The organism is Nostoc sp. (assembly GCF_036917515.1).
GTDB lineage: Bacteria > Cyanobacteriota > Cyanobacteriia > Cyanobacteriales > Nostocaceae > Nostoc.
Map to the genome: position 1 here is coordinate 42,889 of NZ_JBALDE010000192.1, position 20,262 is coordinate 63,150.

The window sequence follows — 20,262 nt, forward strand, 5'->3', positions numbered from 1 at the left end:
GTGTACTGAGAATTTATATTTTAAGTCGGTTTAAAGTCTAAGTAGCTACGTATAAAGCATAATTACTTATTGACAAATACACCAGTAACCTTAATTATCACCCATAGACTCATAAAAATGGGATTACCTGATGAAAACTTTGCGCTGGCACAGGGTTATCTTAAAATGAGTATAGGATATGTAAACTTTCGTAACCTAAGTCAGAGTCCGCCCATCCATGACCCCAGCCACCTCCCTGTTTACCCCTGTGGAAGCAGACCTGCGACTACTAGCAGATAATCTAAAACAGCTAGTTGGAAATCGCCACCCCATTCTGTTTGCAGCAGCCGAACATTTATTCGGAGCTGGGGGAAAGCGTATCAGACCAGCAATTGTCCTGCTAATATCGCGGGCAACAATGTTAGAACAAGATATTACGCCGCGTCATCGTCGCCTTGCTGAGATTACAGAAATGATTCACACAGCAAGCTTAGTACATGACGATGTGATAGATGAATCAGACGTGCGGCGAGGTGTTCCCACCGTTCATAGTTTGTTCGGGAACCGCATTGCCATCTTAGCAGGAGATTTTCTCTTTGCCCAATCATCCTGGTATTTAGCTAACTTGGACAATTTGGAAGTAGTGAAACTGCTCTCAGAAGTCATTATGGATTTGGCTACTGGGGAAATTAAGCAGGGACTAAATCGTTTTGATGCTGGTATCTCTATTGAAACGTACATTGAGAAGAGTTATTACAAAACAGCTTCGTTAATCGCCAACAGTTCTAAAGCTGCTGGTTTACTCAGTGAAGTCTCGCGAGAAACTGTTGAGCATCTGTATAGCTACGGTCGTCATTTTGGTATAGCATTTCAAATTGTTGATGACATTTTAGATTTCACCAGTACAACAGATACCTTGGGTAAACCAGTGGGGTCTGATCTCAAAAGTGGTAATCTGACTGCACCCGTTTTATTTGCTTTAGCCCAAAAACCATCTTTAGAAGTGCTGATTGAACGAGAGTTTGCTCAAGAAGGAGATTTAGAGCAAGCACTAGCACTGATTCAAGATAGTCAAGGTATACAGCAGGCGCGAGAGTTAGCTGCTCATCATGCTAAGTTAGCAATTGAACATCTTGCAGTTCTCCCACCCTCAGAATCTCATCAGGCATTGATTAACATTGCTGAGTACACACTGAGTCGCCTCTATTAAATCAGTTATTAGTTCTTAGGTAAAAAGTGGGGATTTTGATGTAAGTGTGTTGTGGCTTCTGTAACCCACGGAAAACCTGAAATTTTGTGTTATGCAACGCTTTAACACACTCAGGCAGCTTTATGTTTAATTTAATCCACTTATTCAGCAAGTATAAAGTGGAGTTTTGATTTGGAAGTTTTTAGTGATTTCTAAAAAATAAATTACTACTTATGGGATGGAAAGCGTGTGACTGAGCGCTCACTCTTAAGACTTGCCTTCTTATGGCTGCTGGGAACTTGACAATAAAGAATGGGATATTTTTTGATGTGAAAGTTCTTAAGTATGAGACTCTGCTTCACTGGGAAACTAAAACTTGAAAACGGAAAAATGTTCACTGATAACTGTTTTTTAATCAATTTTAGGTTTCACGAGAAGTTGAGCCAGTCGTATAGTGTAACGGAAAGAAAAAATTTCTTTTTTCACTGATTTAGAAAACTTTTTTAAAGGAATTTGAAATTTAAAAATTTGGATGTGGGATTGTATCTAAAAAACTCCACATCCAAATTTTTTCTATGCAATATCAGGGGGTATCTGTTTAGGCGATCGCTTTTGTCGTAACTGTTTCTGCATGAGTTTTTCTAGTTCAGTGCGCCGAATTTCAACGGTATGAGTGGTCTTACCCGGCGTCTCCAAAAAAACGATACTATCTACGGGTTCTAATGCCACCAATTGGAACAAAATATGGGTGACAGGAGTAATTTTAGCTAGCATTTGAGGGTCAAGCCCATCAGGGGAAATTAGAGAGACATCCTGTATGGTAGGGAAAGCGTAAATCACACGTTTTTCCAATCCTGGGTTAGCACGATTGCTCAATGTAGTTAAAACCCAGCTTGACTCCGAATTTTGGAGAATATAGTACTGGGAGTAGCGTAATTTTTGAGCAATCGCTCTCAGGGCAGGAGCAATTGCTGCAACAAGATGTGGTGTCATCCCATCGCGAGGTGCATTGTCAATCAGCAATTGAATTTGTGTTTCTAAATCCATAATGACTTGTATACGGCTCTTGGGTAATGGCAATAACATCTATCAAATGTGAACAATTCCATCAGAATTGGGAATAATAAAATCAGCCATATCCTTAATATAGGATTGGCCTGCGTTTAGCTTATACGTAAAACCAAACTAGCCAATACCCACAGTCTTACAGGTTGTATTTAAGTAAGTTAGGGTCTTTTGAAAACCGAGACTATGAATTCAGCCGCAACCGCAACTATTCCATCTGCAACTATTCTGGGAGAAAATTCTACAGGCGTGGAGGCGATCTTTCAACTCCTGTCCAAGGAGTTTCAGCAGTCAACCAAAGCTTCGGAACAGAATTGCCATGACGTCGCAACACGTATTACCACCGAAGTCTACCGGATTTGTCATGAGAGTAAACGTATCCAAGCTTCTGGATCTGTAGAAAGCTCGGCGATGACCTTAGCTCGGCATCGCCTGCAACAATGTCTCAGGTACTATCAGTTGGGTTCAAATCGGGGCAGAGTCGAATTACACAGTACTTTGAGTGCAATTATTTATCGGTATATTAATCCTCCTCAGAGACAATTGAGCTATCAAGGGCGGCTGACGATAATTGAAGATTTCCTCCAGAGTTTTTATTTAGAGGCGTTGAACGCTTTCCGGCGAGAAAATCAACTTGGTGCTACTTATCGCCCTCAGACGCTCTTAGAATTGTCCGAGTATATGGCATTTACCGAGCGCTACGGCAAGCGACGCATTCCCTTACCAGGTCGCCAGCAACAGCTAATTATCCTGCGGGCACAAACTTTTTCCCAACAGCAGCCCCCAGAAACCAGCGTAGATATAGAACAAGCCGCAGAAGGTAGCAATAATGAAGGTGACGGTTCTTGGGAAGAACCAGCAATTCACCAATTGCGCTCCACAATGGCAACCCAAGCCGAACCCGAACTTGAAGAAGACACCTTGCGCTCTGTTGTCGTTACAGAATTAATGAATTATCTCGAACAACGACAACAACCTGACTGCGCTGATTACTTTTCTCTCCGCCTCCAGGATTTATCAGCACAGGAAATTGAGTCGATTTTAGGTTTAACTCCTCGTCAGAGAGATTATTTGCAGCAGCGCTTTAAGTATCATTTGATTCGGTTCGCCCTGTTGCACCGTTGGGAATTAGTTCACGAGTGGCTGGAAGCATCTTTGAACACCAATTTGGGCTTAACTCCTCAGCAATGGCAAGCATACACAGCACACCTGGACAATAAGCAACGGTCTTTATTAGAGTTAAAGCAACAAGGACAATCTGATGAAAAAATAGCAAAAACTTTAGGGCTGTCAATGGCACAACTGCAAAAACGATGGTTTAAAATTCTTGAGCAAGCTTGGGAAATTCGTAACTCATTAGTTTCCGGATCGGGTGCATCTACTCATGAATAGTGACTCAGAATCTTTACAACACCAGTGTCTCGATTTGTTATTGACAGATAATGTCAAAAATAACGAGCACTCGGTAGAATGTGAGGAAAATGACGGGGTAAAAAACCTCCTCAAGGAAGCTACTGCTTCAAAAAGCAGTCAGCCAAAATTGGGAGGAACACCCCAGACGTTTCAACTGGGAGAAATTCCTACTGTGCAAGATCGTTTTCAAGCTATCCTTAAGCGTCGGTTACAAATTCAAGCCCAAGAACATCCACCGTTGTTTCCCTGGGAAACAGAATTAATTGAATATCCTGATTTTGTTGATGAGCCGTCAATGACACTCGTTCCTAGCTGGGGATGGATGGTACAACAGTCAAAGTTGACCTTGCCGACTCGCCTACCGGAAAAAGTTTTCCAGCAATTGTTAGAACAATGTCAGGCTTTAGTGACATCTTCAGCGCCGTTGGGGGCAAAATTAGTTCAAGTGGTGGAGAACTTTTTTCCCAATGAGTCTCAAGCACTAAATGACATCGCTGGATTGGTGCTAAGAAGCACTTATAGGTCTGTAAGTACTCTGGAAGCAATGCCCGCTATTCAGAGCGATTACTCAGATTTACAGCCACGTCAACAAATGGCTTTGTCGTTGCTAGCAGCTAAACAATTGCTGGAAAATCTGACTCTACCACTTTCAGCAACCAGTCCGGTAGTAGAAAGAGAATGGCTAACCAGCGTTGGTACTTTAAATATCAGAGTAGAATACCAGTCTCTAGGTAAACTTACGAAGTTACTTGTTCAAGCTGAGTTACCTGTTAAAGGAACTTTGACGCTGCGGGGAAGCGGCACTTTAGCAATGACAACATCTTCGACTTCGGGATACTTAAATGTAGAGTTAGGCTGCGAGCAACTTAACCCAACTTATACCCTGGAAGTTGAATTTCCAGAAATAGACGAACAGTCGTTGTTGTTTGTGATTAATCCCACGATTTAGTTTAAATTTCCACCGCTAGCACACTATGTCAATCAACACCGATATATATTAAGAGGATTTTCCTGGTTTTGAAGCTTATCCCATTTTTCAATAAACGGTCATTAGGGTGTCTACGAGAAGCAATTATTACAAAGACACAGGGACACAGGGATATGGGGACATAGGGATATTGAGAAAGTATTTGATTTCTCGATTTACCGCGTCACCCATTTCTCGTGTATCTCCATTACCCCTTATCTATGATTTTTTAACACAGTAGTAGGGTAAGTAATTATGTGCCCTGCATTGTGTTTGTTGCATCTACATCATTGCTTCTATTAGACTCAAATGTTTAACTTATCCAGGATGAATCGGTTTTGGCGTATCCCTGTAAGTAATTTCTGGCGGCAAAATTCGCAGGGGTCGCCTTTGATTGAAGTAGAAGATTCTATTTCTTTGCGGGTGCTGGTGCTAGCGTTGGTTATTTTGGGAATTGTGGCGACGGATATTGCTGCTGAAACTTCATTTAGTTTTTGGGCGTTACCCCTAAGTCTAGTAGGTGCGATTTGGAGTTACTATCGTCGCCGCGATCGCAATGTTGCAATTAAGTTCTGTATCGCCATCGGAATGTTAGTAGCACTGGGTGCTTTCTTTGGGCGATTAGTGGGAGAGTTAAATGATACCCGGTTGGGTTTGGCAGAGTTATTAATTCAACTCCAGGTGTTGCATAGCTTTGATACACCCCGCCGGAAAAATTTGGGCTATTCGATTGTTATCGGACTGATTTTATTAGGTGTGGCGGCAACCCTAAGTCAGACTTTTGCATTTGCACCTGTGTTGCTGTTATTTTTAGCGATCGCTCTGCCAACTTTAGTACTAGATTACCGCTCACGCTTGGGTTTGCAGCCATTAAAGATAAAAAATGAAAAATTAAATCAGCAGAATTCCTCAAGTCTTAATTTCAAATTTTTAATTCTAACTTTTTTACTAATTGTTGGTCTGGGGCTGGCAATTTTTGCTGTTTTACCGAGATTTCCCGGCTATCAATTACGAAATTTTCCTGTAAGTTCCGCTATTCAAGTAAAAAATAATTTCACCGGACGTAGTATCATTAATCCCGGTTATATCCGCCAAGGTAAAGCTGATAATCAAGGCAGTGGTAGCGGTGGTACGGGACAAAATCAAACTGGTCAACCAGGTAAAATAGATAATAATTTTTATTACGGTTTTAATAGCCAAATAAACCAAAACTTGCGGGGCGAGATGAAACCCAAGGTTGTGATGCGGGTGCGATCGCAAGCTGAGGGTTTTTGGCGAGTATTAGGATTTGATCGTTATACAGGTAAGGGATGGGAAGTTTCTCGCAATGAAGATGTGACGACTGTTAAGCGATCGCCTTGGTCTTACCAAATTTTTCTTTCTCCATCTGTGCTTACTGGTAAAACCCAACAGGTAGTACAAACTTATACAGTGGTGTCAGATTTGCCTAACCTGATTCCAGCGATGACTTATCCCAAAGAAGTTTACTTTCCAGCACCAGTGATCGCTGTTGATAAAGAAGATGGATTGCGATCGCCTGTAGAATTATCACAAGGTCTCACCTACACAATAGTTTCTGAAGTGCCATACCGCGATCGCACTTTGTTAAGTGAAGCTTCTACTAAATATCCACCACAAATTAAAAAGTATTATCTGCAAATTCCTCCCGAAATTGCTGAAAAAGTCCGACAACGTACCGAAGAAATTCTTGCTAACTACAATCAAGAAAAAGTCGCAAAGTCTGCTAAAAGCCTGGATTCACCTTATGAGAAGGCTCTTTACTTAGCTCAATATTTAAAGCAACGCTACTCAATTCCCCAAAATCCCTTAGAACTGCCTTATTTGAGTGAAAAAGAAGATTTGGTAGAAACTTTTTTGTTTAAGCAAAAGGGAGGCTATCCAGACCACTTCTCGACAGTTCTCACGGTGATGTTGCGTTCCATTGGTATTCCCGCGCGGTTAGTAGCAGGGTTTAGTGCCGGAGAATTTAATCCATTTACAGGGCTGTATGTTGTCCGTAATACTGATGCTTATGCGATGACGGAAGTGTATTTTCCGAAATATGGTTGGTTTACCTTTGACCCTATTCCCAATCATCCTCTGATTCCGCCATCCATTGAAGATACTCAGACTTTTAGTGTGTTGCGCCAATTGTGGCATTGGGTTGCTGGTTGGCTACCTTCTCCGGTGACAGGCTTGTTGAATAATCTATTTGAGACAATATTTAAGTGGGTGATTAGAGCGATCGCTTGGTTTTTAGCTTTATTCTCTCAAGGTTGGTTTGGCGTGTTAACTGGCTTAATTGTGGGGACTACAGCAGCTTTCTTAAGTTGGCTGGGTTGGGGTCAGTGGCGAGAGTGGCGCAACCGCCGATGGTTAAAGAAATTGCCAGCGATGGAGAGCCTTTATCAACAAATGCTGCAATGGACAACCCAAAAAGGTTTAGGTAAACATCCAGCACAAACACCTTTAGAGTATGCCAGGGTCTCATACCACCATCATGCTATAGCAACTGCTGAGGTTATAGATGAAATTTGTCAAGCTTATGTTGGCTGGCGTTATGGCGGTCATACACCTAACTTGCAGCGATTGCGACAAAGATGGCAAGGTATCAAAAAGGCTGCTAAGTAATTTATCAATGAGTCCTGTACAAAGGTTATCCATTCGGCAACCTTTTTGATAAATTGCGACTAAGAGCACTTTTCACAATTCCTGAAATATAAATTGCTCCTTCAGCGCGTCTGATTGGCTCGTGGTTCTTGTTCTCCGATACTAAGACTACTTCTCCTTTTTCCCTCCTATAACGTTTAACTAAGAGCTAATTCGTAAACTAAAGTAAAGTACTTGTCTAGTAAGGGTTTCAGGAATTTAAGTCAATAAAGCACTTATTCGCTGAAACTCAGACCTAGTAATGAGTTGAGTACCCTCAAGATTTTCTTTACGAATCAGCTCTAAAGTCTCATCATCCACAGAAACTATAACAATCTCTTCCTCCTTAGGCTTTTGGTATAGAGGATCAATCAGTTCAACAATTAACCAATCACCAGGATATATACCAATACCTATCATTGAGTCTCCCATTACAGGTAAGATGATCGTTTTATTTGATTCATTGATCAGTTCCTCACAGAGATCAATTTCTTCATAATCAATGTTCATTGAATCCCCTCCAACACTAGATGTGCTATGTATACCTGCTGATACTGGATAATCATACTTTCTGACCTTGCGAAACTTTGCTGAATGTAAAATATCTATCAGTTCTTCTCCTTTTATTCCCTTTTCCCAGAGGTTTTCTATTGCCACAATCAAGTCATTACTGATTGATGAAGGGACACCAATGTCTGTAAGTGGCTCGCCAAATTTATATTTCCGACCTGACCCTTTTCTGGAACCGCCTCTTGGCATAAGTAATCATCCTTTGTGCAAGTTTTCGCAATTTCTCATATTTCCCTAGTAAAAACCTTACTAATTGTGTTTGTCTTGCAAAACTTTTGCAGGGTGTTCTTGATTAGGTGAACTGCTAAATTGTAGATGAGCAATGCCTAAGGCAAGTATGATATGGAATAATGCAATGAGAGCTTTTTCAGAGAAAATAACACTCAGCCCAGTGTTATAATTTGTTTCCTTACTCTGATTAGGATCGCTTTTCATAATATGCCTGTAATAAAATCTACAACTACAAAATAGTACAAACGAACTAAGTTTGCATAGTAGGTTTTGAAAAAAGTCTGGAAATCAAACTTCTATATTCCCGTTTTTCCCTATATTTATAACTTTCAAAAAACTCTTACCCCAAGAAATTGAATCTCTAAGGTATCGTGGGGAAGTAGACGATACCATAACTGCGATCGCTGTCTAAACACCACACCAATCTGGTACGCTTGTTCGCGCCGATTTTACCAAGGGTTTAATCCCAATAACCTGGCTGTGCCAGATGTTGGCTGTAGTATGCCTGCATGATAAAACCTATTCTGCTAAGTGTGCATTTCCATAAATCTAGCAATAGCTAGATGCTGAAATTCTCTTAAAGGCTATAATTTACATCTGTTGCACCGAGAGATTAACTTGTGGATGTCATATTAGAACGATCGCACGAATTAAAACAAGCTTTAGTTGATTTTGTCCTTGATGCTGAAGGCGAACTGGCACAAGCACTGGAAACTTATGCCGCAGAACAGTTGCGTCGTGGAAGTGGTGATAGTACACAGCAGGACTTAACCATCGATAGCTTTTTGACAGCCGGGAAAGTCGGTGATAAGTCTCCATTAGAGTTGTTTATCGAAAGCCATCCAGATTTAGCAGAAAGCGATCGCAGTCTGATAAATAGTTGGCATCATAGTTTTATTGGCTTATTTGCTATCACTAATATTTTACCTGATGGCTTTGAATTGACGAATTGGTTGACAGATAAACGCTACATTGTCAAGCCAAACAATACTCAAACATTACAGGAAATATCTCGGTTGAAAGTCGGAGAAATCTTACTAACTCGCATTTCTCCCATTACCGATAGTTACTGGATGTTTTCTGGCCCTTACACAATAATGGGTAAATTAGGTAAACCAAAACTTGCCGTAGCAATTGGCAATTTCAAAGAAAACTATAAAAGTAATCTTTACAGCGATGCTCCAGACTTGCTAGAAGAAGCTTGGCAGTCAGTAGAAAAATATCATCAGCAGTTTGTGGACTTTTTTGGCACTGATGAAATCACACTACCTGGATACCAGCTTAATAAAAAAATAGCGGAATTTCAAGAAGTAATTACTGAAAAAACCTTTGCAGCCGCAGGAATTGATACTTCTAAGTCTCTTGCGGAAGTAGCACAAGCAGCTGGAATTGGCGACGAAGAAATAAAAGCAGCCGCACAAGAATTTGGTGCAGATTCCAACGTAGTCTCTGAGATGTTTAACAGCAAAAGCAGTAAGAGCAAAATGGTGATGCCAAAGGTTGATTTGCCTGCTGAACTCAAGAAAGCAGAACAGGTGACGGCTCTTTCTCATCCCCGTTGGGGACAAATGTTTTTACCAACATATAGTAAAGTACAAGCAATTTTATCGGCAGAGGACTGGCAAAGTGTGCAAGGGGCAGAAAAACTAATTCGCTACTACCTCGAAGATAAAAGTATTAATGCTTTTATTTGGCATAGATTAGCGCAACAGTATCCAACTCAATCAGAAAATGTGTTGCAAACATTTTTACAACGTCCAGAGTTTAGGCTTGAAAGTGACTTGGATGCACTTTTGCAAGAATTTTACAAACCTATCGAGCCAGACTTGCCAGACATTGCCAGTGTACCCATACATTTGCATAACTTATTTCAGGAAGCTTTAGGAGAAGTTAACAAATCTAAGCCCAAGGGTAAGGGGCAACAAAAGCCAGCAAAGGGTTTTCAACGAGGTTAATAAATATATCCGACATTTTACCCTACTCACTTAGGGTTTATCGTTTTCTTTCTTAAAGTCGTTTGTAGGAGTGTATAGTTAGCTGTGCGCTCCCACAGCGTATTGCGTAAAATCAATATGAAAAACGAGATCAAGCTAGCTAGTTATATTTAAAGATCGGTAAATAACAGATGAACAATCTCATCTACAATTTCTTCTGGACTCTCAAGCTTGACTAGAAATCGATTAAAACCAGCATTCAAAGCTTTATAGCTTGAGACTTCCCGTGTATAAGAAGTGATAGCGATCGCAGGCAATTCTCTTATAGATGGGGAAGAATGCACTCGAATTTGCTCAATTAACCAATTTCCATCACGATCGGGCAACTTCACATTGCATAGCAGAAGATCGGGATGAAGCGATTCGACCAAATCAAGGGCTGTTTCTGCGTCGCTTAAAGACATTACCTCTGCACCTGCTGTTTCCAAAATGAAGGTGAGCAAATCTGCAATATCTGGCTCATCTTCTACCAGTAAGATAGTGGTTCCAATCAGGTGCTGGAGCGAATTTAACTCAGTTTCTTGATTGGTTTTCTGATCCGTTGCCATGCCGTCCTTTTATTGCCTGCTATAGTTTGCTATTTCTATTGCAACGCATAGAGCGGAATAAGTATTCACCCTAAATACACAAACTTGGGGTGAAAAGCTTTATCAATATGAGGAAGTTAATTCACCGAGCAATATTGAGCGCCCTGTTAGGTGAGCGATCGCCTTAATCAACTCATCTATGTCCACAGGTTTTAATAACCATTGGTCAAACCTTGCTTGCGACTTTGGAAATCGAGCTTCTAACTCTCCGAGTGCTGTGACTGCGATAACGGGAGTGGATTTGTCAAGCCTATCTTCGATTTGCCTGATCTGATGTAGCAGCGAATAACCATCTTCATTGGGCATGGCAATGTCACTAAGTGGCGTTGCATAATTAAGGGATGAACTGTCCTGATTGTGCATCAACCCATATTCGTAAGAACGGGCATCGGCGTGGTAAACAAAATTACATTTGTGTATCATGCGACGTGCGTTCCGCCCCGCTTCGCTAACGCCAATTTATAGAATCACATTCACTCGCGTGGTTATTCAGATGAAATTAAAAAACGATGTTTAACAATGTACGTTAATGGTACTGGATTTCGTGCTATAGAACGGCAAACGGGAGTTAACCATAATACGATCATACAGTGGGTTAAAAAAGCGGTTCAACCATTAGCAGATGCACCTGAACATTCTGAAATTCCCGAAATAACCCAAGTTGATGAACTAGAAACTTTTGTTGCTAAAAAAAAACAAAATATGGCTGTGGACAGCAGTAAATAAAAGCTGTTCAGGGATTTTAGCCTGGATTTTAGGAGACCGTAGTGCTAAAACATTCGAAAAACTATGGAAAATTATAAGATGCTGGAAAAGTTACTTTTATGTCACGGATGGTTACCCAGTTTACCCATGTTTTATTGATGATGGAGACCATATTGTCAAGAAAACTTATATGACGCGGGTTGAAGGGGAAAATACAAGATTAAGACCGGAGGCGGAGTATCTCCGGCTCCGCATTATTTGGCTTGTCTTCATCGTAAGACTTTATGTTATTCAAAGTCAGAACAAATGCTGAGACTATCAATTAAATTACTACTGCACTACCTCCATGACGGTACTGTACCCCTTCCGGTCTAATTCATCCCGCAAATATGCAACGCCCACTAAGTACTACATCTGGGTGAAGTTCGATAAACGCTGCTAAGGCTTGATGTACCGTGAAAGTTGAATGAACTTCAATCCCATACAACTCAAGCAAACAAGTCATCCAGACACAGGAATCGAGGTCATCGTCGACCACTAGTACTCGCAATCCTTCCAGTGTGGAAGTGTTGGGAATGGGCATACTAGGTGCCTACTCTAAGTGAATGTCACAGTATCTAATGAGAATTTAAAAATTAGTGCATTTTTCATAGAAAAATAAGATTTCCATAATTTTACTTAACATTGTGTAACGCAATTCTCAGAATTTAGCGGCTCGAACAGATGGCGTAGGAATCTAGAGGTATATCCGATATGGTTTCCATAAGTAAAGTGTTGTTTTCCGTAATAGTGGAAGTCCAGGGCTTTGCAATTATTATTACAAGTATTTAGCTACACCCTGATTTATCGTTATTATCGAATGACAAAAAACTTAAAATAACTTTTATCTATTTAAATTTCTTAATATATTCTCTAATATTTTTAGGTTTTGGTGATGGCGTTTTTGTAGTACTTACAAAGTGGACTAATATTTTTTGGTAATAGGAGAAAAGCTATTACCCATTACCCATAACTCATTACCGAGGTTCAGCTTGAGTTGAGACTGTTAATACTTGCGGTGGTGTAGCATCTGGGGGATAGAGAAAGTCTACTTCTACTAAAGAGCGATCGCCTGGTTTCATCTTTAATAAAACTAACGGTTCCCCTACTTGACCTCTCTTTTGCACTAAATGCACAAACTGAGTTTGTGGCTGATTTTGCTCATTTTTGTAACGTACCCGTACCGTTCCCCGAAAGAATACTTGAGGATCTGGTGTACTCAGAAAGCGTAACCCTGGTTTGACTAACCGATCTTCCTTGAGTGGTGTTTGTATGGATACACTAACAGTATGAGGACTTTGAGTATTGTTGTATAACGGCAATTTGAGATTATATTGAATTCCATAGTTGCCATGAGCGCGATATGCGGTGTCAGGATAGCGTACCAGCATAGGCGCACTTTGAATTTGACCAGTTCCTAATGTACCGCCATGCAGCGTATTTAGAGCGTAAGAAAACACTTGACCAGGCTGGGGAATAGTTAGATACCTGGCTTTAGGATTATCTACTAATAAGGCTCTCCATCGCGAACCTTCAACCACTCCCGCAACTCGCCCATAAATTCTTGGCTTGCCAGTTTCCTCTAAAGGAGTGGGAGTTTTATCTCGTGGTCCAGCCAAATCGCCATTATCTAGTAAATTCTGCCATTCTTCCAAAGTAGGCGTTCCCGCTTCGGGTTGCCGTAGGCATCGCTCACTGCCATCAGGATTCTCCCGTGCAAACATCGCTAGGCTAGCTACATAAACAGTGCCATCACTTTGCAGTCGGATTAATGTAGACCGACCATTCAGGGGTGGTGTCAATCCCTGTACAGGAATTGGTAAATTGAGTAACATCCGACTTTGCTTTGGTGGAATCTCAATTTGGGCAGGGAAAATCTCTTGTCGCACTCCCCTAAGTACATCAGACATGACGCGATCGCCTGGCCCAGCAAAAACTTTACCTAAAAGATTTTGGCTAAAGGATGGTAACTGAATAAATGGTGCATCCGGTTGACTTAAATAACTCGCCGCCTGCAAAATATTTACCTTCACTGGTTCCGAACCAGGGTTGTGTAAAATTATTCCTAAATAAAGAGAACGCAAATTCTCTGGTGGTTGAGCCTTCGCAACATGATGGGCAAAAATATCAAATCGTCCCCGAAAGGGAAAATTCAGATGCGCCGTTGGCACTTTTTTTCCATCTGATGGAAAGGTGGAAAGTAAAATTCCTTCTTTCAAAACCAATTCTGGACTATTGCTATTAAAGGTTGGCACTGTATCCAACTTACCTGGTAAAGGACGTACATCTTGTGGTTGAACAACTTCTTCAGGTGGTGGTGTGGCAGGTATTGATTCGGCTATTGGGAAAAATAGTAACAATGGCAACATATACTTAGATATTTATTTCACCATACAGACATTAACAACTTGATGAAAGTGCCAGTTTGTTAATAATTAATACGAAATCGGCAAGAATCCCCATCAAATTTTCTTGATTGAAAACCGGAACGTGGACAAAAATACAACGCGCTGTGAATTGATTTTGGCTTAAGTAGTCCAACACTGAATAGTAAAGACCCTCGCAAACAAATTTTCCACAGTCGTAACTAATCTGAATTGCCGCTGCTCCCGCCACTAATTTTTCTAAATCAACTTCTGTCTGTAAAATACTTTCTTTGCAGCTAGCTGCTGCTTCCACACTTAATTGTGTACGACTTGCAGCCATACCACAACAGATGATGTAATCAGGTTGGATTGCCTTGATTTTTTCCATTACCAGAGTACTGGCAAGTTGTACATCTACAGGTAACTGGCGTAAAAAAGTTAAGTCATGCTGTATCAGATCGAGTTTGGTAACTTCAAGTAATAAATCATCAGAAGAATTTGACTGTTGATCTTTTAGCCAAGTGTCAAAAGAAGTTAATAGAATTCTTTTCTTCATAACAAATATTATTTAGAATAGAAAAACCCTCCATAATAAATTTACAAGGAGCAGGTAAATGCCAGTAATTGCGGTCGTAGATTATGAGATGGGAAATTTGCACTCAGTCTGCAAAGGCTTGGAAAAAGCTGGAGCAACTCCTAATGTTACTTATTCTCCAAAGGAATTAGAGCAGGCAGATGCTATAGTCCTACCGGGAGTGGGAGCATTTGATCCAGCAGTGCAACACCTGCGATCACGTGGTTTAGAACAACCTATTAAAGAAGCGATCGCATCTGGTAAACCTTTTTTAGGAATTTGTTTAGGATTGCAAATTCTTTTTGAATCAAGTGCAGAAGGTACTCAACCAGGACTAGGAATTATCCAAGGAAAAGTGCGGCGGTTTCGTCCAGAACCTGACATCACTATTCCTCACATGGGTTGGAATCAACTGGAAATCACTCAATTAAAAAGTATTTTGTGGGAGCATTTACCGTCCGATCCTTGGGTGTATTTTGTCCATTCCTACTATGTTGACCCAATAGACCCGCTAATCCGTGCAGCAACTATCACTCACGGCACTCAAACCGTTACAGCTGCGATCGCTCACGAAAACCTCATGGCAGTCCAATTTCACCCCGAAAAATCCTCTAATATCGGATTGCAAATCCTATCTAATTTTGTTGCTCAAGTCCGTGAAAAAATTCCTGCCTAATACTAATTTTGTCATTTGTTCTTTGTCTTTTGTCTAAAACTAACGATCAATGACCAATGACTAATAACTAATGAGCCTGAGAATTTACGGCAATCGCCAGCTAAAAACTTTACCAGGAAAAGAAACTAGACCGACTAGTGCGCGAGTAAGAGAGGCAGTTTTTAATATTTGGCAGGGAGAAATTGTAGGTTGTCGCTGGCTAGATTTATGCGCCGGTACTGGTTCAATGGGTGCAGAGGCTTTGTGTAGAGGAGCCAGCCTAGTAGTGGGAATTGAACAATCGAGCCGAGCCTGTGCCACCATCCAACAAAATTGGCAGCAAGTAGCTAATGCCGATCAAGAATTTTGGGTATTGCGGGGAGATATTACGCAGCAGTTAAAGACTTTATCAGGTAAGCAATTCGATAGAATCTACTTCGATCCACCTTATATCAGTGGATTGTACCAGAAGGTATTAGAAGCGATCGCTCATTATCAACTTTTAGATCCTAGCGGCGAAATCGCAGTTGAACACGCTTTACAAGGTTGGATACCGCCAGAGATTCCCGTTTGGGAAATTTGCCGCCAAAAAGTTTATGGCAACACATCACTTACTTTCTACAGAATTATGGAATGAAAAGAGTGGGGAGTAAGGAAAAAAAATTGCTTCCTTGTCCTCCTTGTCCCCTTTCCTCATTCCATTCAGCACTCAGTTCAACACTCAGCACTGGGCATTGGCTCATCCCCCCAACTGATTGGGGCGCTTGTATTGCTTATATGCAGCGTAAAAAAGTCCGGATAGAGTGACGAAAACTAGACCAAGGACAATACCTGATAGCAGGGGTTCAACCACTGTAAATCTCCTCTTTGTAATTATTAAATATTCGTTGCCTGTTTTTGATTTTACCAAATTTCGTATGAATCCTGCGCCCTACAGCCTTTTAGAGGCCGACTGTCCGCAAAAAAATGGTCTTCTGTGCTTGCAGACACAATCAAGAACTTTTAAGCTATGTGTAGGAAATGAAAACTTTTTAGCACACCTAGACTTTCACAGCAAACCTTTTGGATAACCAGATTACCAAACCTGAAATTTTGATTCAGCGGATCGTTTTATTGACGCTGGCTATACTGCTAGCTGTCCCTTTGGGCTTTTTTGGTGTTCAGTTGGTTCAAGCCTCCGATCCATACGTCAAGAGTGTTCTATCCTTAACAGGAAATCCAGTTCAAGGACACGCGATATTTCAAATTAACTGTGCTGGTTGTCATGGCTTGGAAGCAGACGGGCGAGTGGGGCCCAGTTTGCAAGCTGTTTCAAAGCACAAGTCTCGGTATGGGCTGATTCACCAAGTAATCAGTGGTGAAACACCGCCAATGCCAAAATTCCAACCTAGTGCTCAAGAAATGGCGGATCTTTTGAACTATTTAGAGTCGTTATAAACCTAAGAATTTTTGGTTGTAGGATAGATAAATACCTCATGTGAAAGAAAAAGCAGCACATCCTATGCTGCCTTTTTACACCTCTGACAACTATAAACAGACCCCTAGATGCTCGATAGTGTTCACATAGCATTTCGTAGAGAATCTTTCGCGGCGTATGAGCGTCGTCCTTAGCATAATGCCTGCTCTACTTAAGAAAATTCCAAACGCTTGAGTGGGAGATGGTGTAGCTTGCTTCCCCGTGAGAGTACGCAAACTCGCTAACGCCCTTGGTGTCTCCTCTTATATACAAAACGCTCTTTTGAGGTTGGGAGAAGACTCACTACCGCAACACTAATACCACTGCGCGTCTACGTATAATAATAGAAACCTCAAAACGAAGCTCAATAGACAAAATCCTAGCTCGATAAGCGTTAAAATTTTTACTATAATAAGGGTGATTATAAGAGGGTTATATACAAAACACCTTAGCTCGACTTTATCCATTTTTGAGAATATGAGGGGGCAAAAAGAAGAAACATGAACATGGGAAAATAGGAAGTAGCATCAATTGACAATATGCATCTATACCCATGAGCCTGAATTTACCCGCAGGAATAGCCGGTATCATAAAACTGTTCTCAAGGTTTTTCTCAACCAGAGTCCAGAAGCAGGCCGAAGTACTGATGATCGGGGCAATTCTAACGACACGAAAGCGTACAGTATCCTCAATACTGGAAATCATAAAAATAGCGCATGAGAAAAATTTTCAAAATGGCCAAGGCAAACGCCAGGTACAAATTTGTAGTGACACTGCTGTTTGGTATCACACAGCAAAGCCTGTAGTCCCAATTTTTTGGGTATTGATTCGTGACACAAAAGGTCAGTTTGAAACACAGCCAACACTCAGCACTGGTCTGGCTTATTCTCCCATACAGATTTTGGAGTGGTTTGTATGTCGATAGCAAGTGGAAGTTACTTTTGAGGAAGTCAGGGCACACTTGGGAGTTGAAACTCAACGTCAATGGTCTGACAAAGCGATCTGTACAACACCATTATTATTTGGGCTTTTTTTCTTAGTTACTGTCTTGGCACACCATTTACAAAATGATTTTCACTGGCAAGTCCGGCAAACAAATTGGTACTCCAAACATTTGCCTTTCTTCTCAGATGCACTGGCTTTAGTACGGCGATTTTTGTGGGCTAGCACTTTTTCAATGTCCCATAAATCTTTTGAGATCGTAAAAGTGCCTCGCCCTTTGTTTGAATGTTTGCGGGACATTGCCGTTTATGCCGCGTAATTGGATAAAATCGAGCTTAGTTCAGTCTGATAAATTTCGTGTTTTAAGTCGTAATGGCGAGAACTGTCTTTTGTCTTTGTCTTCACATCTAGTAGTATTTGCGTAGAATCTTTGATAAAAACTCATATAAACTGTATATTTTTAAGTATGTTAGCAACTAACTATTTAATTATTGCGAAACTGAGGTTAGTATACCTAACTCTGTAGAATTAAGGTAAAAGCTCCTAGAAAATGGGCTAAGGTATAGCTTCTTTAACAGACTAGATATTCTTGAGATGCCCAAAAGCTAATGACTGAAGCGATCCAAATCGGTAATCGTACAATCACAGCTAGTGAACTGATTTCCTTACTGGCAAGTTACCAAATGCTGCCACAGTTGCAGCGAGAATTAATCATTGATCAGGCGATAGAGCAAAACTCACGCTCCGCCAAGGTAGTAATAGAGTGTACTCCTGAGGAAGTAGCCCAAGCTAAACAGCAGTTTTATGCTGAAAAACAGTTCAAAAATGAAGAAGACATCCAGGCTTGGATGGCACATCAAGGGCTGACTCCCGATCAACTAGAAGTTATTACCACTCGTAAGCTAAAAATTGAAAAATTTAAACAAGCCACTTGGGGTAATAGACTGGAATCTTACTTTTTTCAGTCCAAGGCAAAACTAGACAAAGTAATTTATTCCCTACTGCGAACCCAGGATGTGGGAATTGCCCAAGAACTCTACTTCAGGATTCAGGCAAAAGAAAACTCTTTTGCTGATTTGGCGCGGGAATATTCACTCGGTCCGGAAGCCCAAACTGGTGGCTTGGTAGGCCCAATTGAGCTGAATGCACTACATCCGATAATGGTGCAAATGCTCTCTAGCAGTCAACCAGGTCAGATATTGCCTCCTACCCGTATTGCTGAATGGTTTGTGATTTTGCGATTAGAAAAATTTATTCCAGCACAATTGGATGAATTTATGAAAGTGCGGCTGTTGAATGAACTCTTTGAAAACTGGCTACAAGAACAGCAAAAGCAAATCATGTCTGCACCACAAGGAGAGAGGGAGACGTGACAGGCAATAAAACCTTTTCGGGCGTTGCATAATAGAGGGATGAATTGAGGTCATCTACTGTGCAATATCCATACTGCGACTCTACTGAAATTAGAAAAAATGCTAAATGAAGAGGTAAACTCTCATCACATCTGTGTCAATTGTGGTCGTCAATTTATCAATGTTTATAGTCCATTAAAAGGGTACTTAGATTGAAATCAAACTTGAATGTTTAAGGTCATACGTCAATGGTATAGGATTTCGAACAATTGAGCGTGATAAAGTCCTGTCTACCATACAACCGTAATTTATTGGTTAAAACAAATAGGCGAAAAACTCCCTGACGTATAGCAGTTCCCAGCAAGGTTAGGACGCTAAGTGCAGGACATACTCCATCGCATCACGTAGACAATCAAATTGGTCAAGTTGCTTGGTGTACCGACTTTTGAGCCAAGACCAGCATCGCTCAATCTTATTAAAGTCCGGTGAATAAGCAGGTAAGTAGAGCAACTCACATCCGGCTTCCTGAATCAGTAGTTCAATACGACCTCCTTTATGAAACGTGGCATTATCCATGACTACTACCTGACAAAAGTTTGAGTACAGGAATCAGACAAGTTTCTAGCCAAATCTCATGCTCCAGCCCGATTACAGGCTCCTTCAACAGTAAACGGAGCCATCAGTTGCCCAAGACATTGGGCTGCGATCATATTCACTCGCCCTTGTCGTCGTCCTGACTTCAAGGCATGAAACCGTTGTCCTCTCTCATTCCACCCAAAACCGTAGTCTTCTCGGTTGTCCATGCCTGCTTCATCCACATAAACAATCGTTTCATCCACAAGGCTGGCTAACTGCTCTATGAACGTTTGCCGTTTCGACTCATCCCGTTCGAGGTAGCCGTAGGTCTTTTTATTTCGCGTAAATCTAATTTTCTTCAGAGCTCGTGAGATTGTGCGTTAGCGTAGCTCGCCGAAGGCATCGCTAATGTCACCCTGCCATAATTACGCCATCTCCACCTGGGTTTTATCTCCATGAGTCAAGGCATTCGCCTGAAACTGCTCCCAGTCTGTGATTTTATGGTTGTTGCCTCTTGGTCGGTTAGGCAATGCCCTTACATCTCCCGTTTGGGCTTTTCGTTGCAACCACAGGTTGATCGTGTTGCGGCTGATATTGAACAGTTCACTCGCTTCGCTTTTCTTGAGTCCATCTAACTTGATCGCTTGGATCACTTTCTGACGGAAGTCGTAACTGTAGGGTTTAGGCATGGCAGAGCAGACAATAGCAAATCACGATAACACCTTTAGTTTACGTCCTAACCATCCTGGCGGTTGCTATATCTGCCAAAGAGGGATACTCCCAGTTTTTGCAACACAATTATAACAAAAACAAAAGCCTCCTCAAATTAAGATGAGGAGGCTTTTATTAAAAAAATAGAACCTGGCATCGAGCTATTTTTGCGTAGGGCAACCCCTAAACTATCGTGGCCGCAGCAGCGTTTCACCTCTGAGTTCGGGAAGGGTTCAGTGTGG

Annotated in this window: 19 protein-coding genes, 1 rRNA gene and 3 pseudogenes; 13 read left to right on the plus strand and 10 right to left on the minus strand. The window is 41.2% G+C overall.

Annotated elements, in window-relative coordinates; translation table 11 throughout:
* The first annotated feature begins 217 nt into the window (after nt 1-217).
* Complete coding sequence (sds, locus tag V7K89_RS25705; protein WP_334912487.1) at nt 218-1,189, plus strand: solanesyl diphosphate synthase; 972 nt, start codon at nt 218-220, stop codon at nt 1,187-1,189.
* Nucleotides 1,190-1,741: 552 nt separating this feature from the next.
* Here the strand turns inward: sds and V7K89_RS25710 are convergent.
* A complete protein-coding gene (locus tag V7K89_RS25710; RefSeq protein WP_335192199.1) occupies nt 1,742-2,215 on the minus strand; it encodes a hypothetical protein in 474 nt (157 codons plus the stop codon).
* A 204-nt stretch (nt 2,216-2,419) separates the two neighbouring features.
* Between V7K89_RS25710 and hetZ the strand changes: the two genes are divergently transcribed.
* The 3 genes from hetZ to V7K89_RS25725 all read left to right on the plus strand — a co-directional run bounded on the left by hetZ (nt 2,420) and on the right by V7K89_RS25725 (nt 7,244).
* A complete protein-coding gene (hetZ, locus tag V7K89_RS25715) occupies nt 2,420-3,625 on the plus strand; it encodes a heterocyst differentiation protein HetZ (protein WP_335192201.1) in 1,206 nt (401 codons plus the stop codon).
* Nucleotides 3,618-4,595, plus strand: a complete 978-nt coding sequence (locus tag V7K89_RS25720) for a PatU (RefSeq protein WP_335192203.1) — start codon at nt 3,618-3,620, stop codon at nt 4,593-4,595. Before hetZ ends, V7K89_RS25720 begins: the two co-directional genes overlap by 8 nt.
* Nucleotides 4,596-4,922: 327 nt before the next feature.
* A complete protein-coding gene (locus V7K89_RS25725) occupies nt 4,923-7,244 on the plus strand; it encodes a transglutaminase TgpA family protein (RefSeq protein WP_442941762.1) in 2,322 nt (773 codons plus the stop codon).
* A gap of 237 nt (nt 7,245-7,481) precedes the next feature.
* On the opposite strand, the gene V7K89_RS25730 is transcribed toward V7K89_RS25725, so the two are convergent.
* Nucleotides 7,482-8,021 (minus strand): LexA family protein, encoded by a 540-nt coding sequence (locus V7K89_RS25730; RefSeq protein ID WP_335192205.1) that lies wholly within the window; start codon nt 8,019-8,021, stop codon nt 7,482-7,484.
* 662 nt (nt 8,022-8,683) lie between these two features.
* On the opposite strand from V7K89_RS25730, the gene V7K89_RS25735 reads away from it, so the two are divergent.
* Entirely contained in the window at nt 8,684-10,018 is a 1,335-nt protein-coding gene (locus V7K89_RS25735) for a hypothetical protein (protein ID WP_335192207.1), read from the plus strand.
* 149 nt (nt 10,019-10,167) lie between these two features.
* On the opposite strand, the gene V7K89_RS25740 is transcribed toward V7K89_RS25735, so the two are convergent.
* Entirely contained in the window at nt 10,168-10,605 is a 438-nt protein-coding gene (locus tag V7K89_RS25740) for a response regulator (RefSeq protein WP_335192209.1), read from the minus strand.
* A gap of 102 nt (nt 10,606-10,707) precedes the next feature.
* Nucleotides 10,708-11,067 (minus strand): response regulator, encoded by a 360-nt coding sequence (locus tag V7K89_RS25745; protein WP_335192211.1) that lies wholly within the window; start codon nt 11,065-11,067, stop codon nt 10,708-10,710.
* Between V7K89_RS25745 and V7K89_RS25750 the strand changes: the two are divergent.
* Nucleotides 10,986-11,724, plus strand: a pseudogene (locus tag V7K89_RS25750) (IS1 family transposase). The gene V7K89_RS25745 and the pseudogene V7K89_RS25750 overlap by 82 nt on opposite strands.
* Before the next feature lies 1 nt (nt 11,725).
* On the opposite strand, the gene V7K89_RS25755 reads toward V7K89_RS25750, so the two are convergent.
* The 3 genes from V7K89_RS25755 to V7K89_RS25765 form a co-directional block, all read right to left on the minus strand.
* Nucleotides 11,726-11,932, minus strand: coding sequence for a hypothetical protein (locus V7K89_RS25755; RefSeq protein ID WP_335192213.1), 207 nt, complete (start codon nt 11,930-11,932; stop codon nt 11,726-11,728).
* Between the two features lie 433 nt (nt 11,933-12,365).
* Entirely contained in the window at nt 12,366-13,757 is a 1,392-nt protein-coding gene (locus tag V7K89_RS25760) for a DUF3370 domain-containing protein (protein ID WP_335192215.1), read from the minus strand.
* A gap of 31 nt (nt 13,758-13,788) precedes the next feature.
* On the minus strand, nt 13,789-14,310 hold the full coding sequence (locus tag V7K89_RS25765; RefSeq protein ID WP_335192217.1) for a pyroglutamyl-peptidase I family protein: 522 nt from the start codon (nt 14,308-14,310) through the stop codon (nt 13,789-13,791).
* Between the two features lie 58 nt (nt 14,311-14,368).
* On the opposite strand from V7K89_RS25765, the gene hisH reads away from it, so the two are divergent.
* A complete protein-coding gene (gene hisH, locus V7K89_RS25770) occupies nt 14,369-15,004 on the plus strand; it encodes an imidazole glycerol phosphate synthase subunit HisH (RefSeq protein ID WP_335192219.1) in 636 nt (211 codons plus the stop codon).
* 70 nt (nt 15,005-15,074) lie between these two features.
* Complete coding sequence (rsmD, locus tag V7K89_RS25775) at nt 15,075-15,620, plus strand: 16S rRNA (guanine(966)-N(2))-methyltransferase RsmD (RefSeq protein ID WP_335192221.1); 546 nt, start codon at nt 15,075-15,077, stop codon at nt 15,618-15,620.
* Nucleotides 15,621-15,722: 102 nt separating this feature from the next.
* On the opposite strand, the gene petG is transcribed toward rsmD, so the two are convergent.
* A complete protein-coding gene (petG, locus tag V7K89_RS25780; RefSeq protein ID WP_335050734.1) occupies nt 15,723-15,836 on the minus strand; it encodes a cytochrome b6-f complex subunit V in 114 nt (37 codons plus the stop codon).
* A 209-nt stretch (nt 15,837-16,045) separates the two neighbouring features.
* On the opposite strand from petG, the gene V7K89_RS25785 reads away from it, so the two are divergent.
* The 5 genes and pseudogenes from V7K89_RS25785 to V7K89_RS25805 form a co-directional block, all read left to right on the plus strand.
* Nucleotides 16,046-16,420, plus strand: a complete 375-nt coding sequence (locus V7K89_RS25785; RefSeq protein WP_099100046.1) for a c-type cytochrome — start codon at nt 16,046-16,048, stop codon at nt 16,418-16,420.
* 572 nt (nt 16,421-16,992) lie between these two features.
* Nucleotides 16,993-17,364 carry a hypothetical protein gene (locus V7K89_RS25790; protein WP_335192225.1) on the plus strand — a complete coding sequence of 124 codons (372 nt, stop codon included), beginning with the start codon at nt 16,993-16,995 and terminating at the stop codon, nt 17,362-17,364.
* 3 nt (nt 17,365-17,367) lie between these two features.
* Nucleotides 17,368-17,700 carry a hypothetical protein gene (locus tag V7K89_RS25795; RefSeq protein WP_335192227.1) on the plus strand — a complete coding sequence of 111 codons (333 nt, stop codon included), beginning with the start codon at nt 17,368-17,370 and terminating at the stop codon, nt 17,698-17,700.
* A 289-nt stretch (nt 17,701-17,989) separates the two neighbouring features.
* On the plus strand, nt 17,990-18,754 hold the full coding sequence (locus tag V7K89_RS25800) for a peptidylprolyl isomerase (protein WP_335192230.1): 765 nt from the start codon (nt 17,990-17,992) through the stop codon (nt 18,752-18,754).
* 59 nt (nt 18,755-18,813) lie between these two features.
* A pseudogene (locus V7K89_RS25805) lies at nt 18,814-19,078 on the plus strand (IS1 family transposase); the annotation flags it as partial.
* A gap of 21 nt (nt 19,079-19,099) precedes the next feature.
* Here V7K89_RS25805 and V7K89_RS25810 read toward each other — a convergent pair.
* Both V7K89_RS25810 and rrf read right to left on the minus strand, forming a co-directional pair.
* Nucleotides 19,100-19,998, minus strand: a pseudogene (locus tag V7K89_RS25810) (IS630 family transposase).
* Between the two features lie 170 nt (nt 19,999-20,168).
* Nucleotides 20,169-20,262, minus strand: a 5S ribosomal RNA gene (gene rrf / locus V7K89_RS36075); the annotation flags it as partial.

Coding starts and splice junctions, on each gene's coding strand:
- sds (WP_334912487.1), top strand. CDS start 218: ATGACCCCAGCCACCTCCCTGTTTACCCCTGTGGAAGCAGACCTGCGA.
- V7K89_RS25710 (WP_335192199.1), bottom strand. CDS start 2,215: ATGGATTTAGAAACACAAATTCAATTGCTGATTGACAATGCACCTCGC.
- hetZ (WP_335192201.1), top strand. CDS start 2,420: ATGAATTCAGCCGCAACCGCAACTATTCCATCTGCAACTATTCTGGGA.
- V7K89_RS25720 (WP_335192203.1), top strand. CDS start 3,618: ATGAATAGTGACTCAGAATCTTTACAACACCAGTGTCTCGATTTGTTA.
- V7K89_RS25725 (WP_442941762.1), top strand. CDS start 4,923: ATGTTTAACTTATCCAGGATGAATCGGTTTTGGCGTATCCCTGTAAGT.
- V7K89_RS25730 (WP_335192205.1), bottom strand. CDS start 8,021: ATGCCAAGAGGCGGTTCCAGAAAAGGGTCAGGTCGGAAATATAAATTT.
- V7K89_RS25740 (WP_335192209.1), bottom strand. CDS start 10,605: ATGGCAACGGATCAGAAAACCAATCAAGAAACTGAGTTAAATTCGCTC.
- V7K89_RS25745 (WP_335192211.1), bottom strand. CDS start 11,067: ATGATACACAAATGTAATTTTGTTTACCACGCCGATGCCCGTTCTTAC.
- V7K89_RS25755 (WP_335192213.1), bottom strand. CDS start 11,932: ATGCCCATTCCCAACACTTCCACACTGGAAGGATTGCGAGTACTAGTG.
- V7K89_RS25760 (WP_335192215.1), bottom strand. CDS start 13,757: ATGTTGCCATTGTTACTATTTTTCCCAATAGCCGAATCAATACCTGCC.
- V7K89_RS25765 (WP_335192217.1), bottom strand. CDS start 14,310: ATGAAGAAAAGAATTCTATTAACTTCTTTTGACACTTGGCTAAAAGAT.
- hisH (WP_335192219.1), top strand. CDS start 14,369: ATGCCAGTAATTGCGGTCGTAGATTATGAGATGGGAAATTTGCACTCA.
- rsmD (WP_335192221.1), top strand. CDS start 15,075: ATGAGCCTGAGAATTTACGGCAATCGCCAGCTAAAAACTTTACCAGGA.
- V7K89_RS25790 (WP_335192225.1), top strand. CDS start 16,993: ATGAGCCTGAATTTACCCGCAGGAATAGCCGGTATCATAAAACTGTTC.
- V7K89_RS25800 (WP_335192230.1), top strand. CDS start 17,990: ATGACTGAAGCGATCCAAATCGGTAATCGTACAATCACAGCTAGTGAA.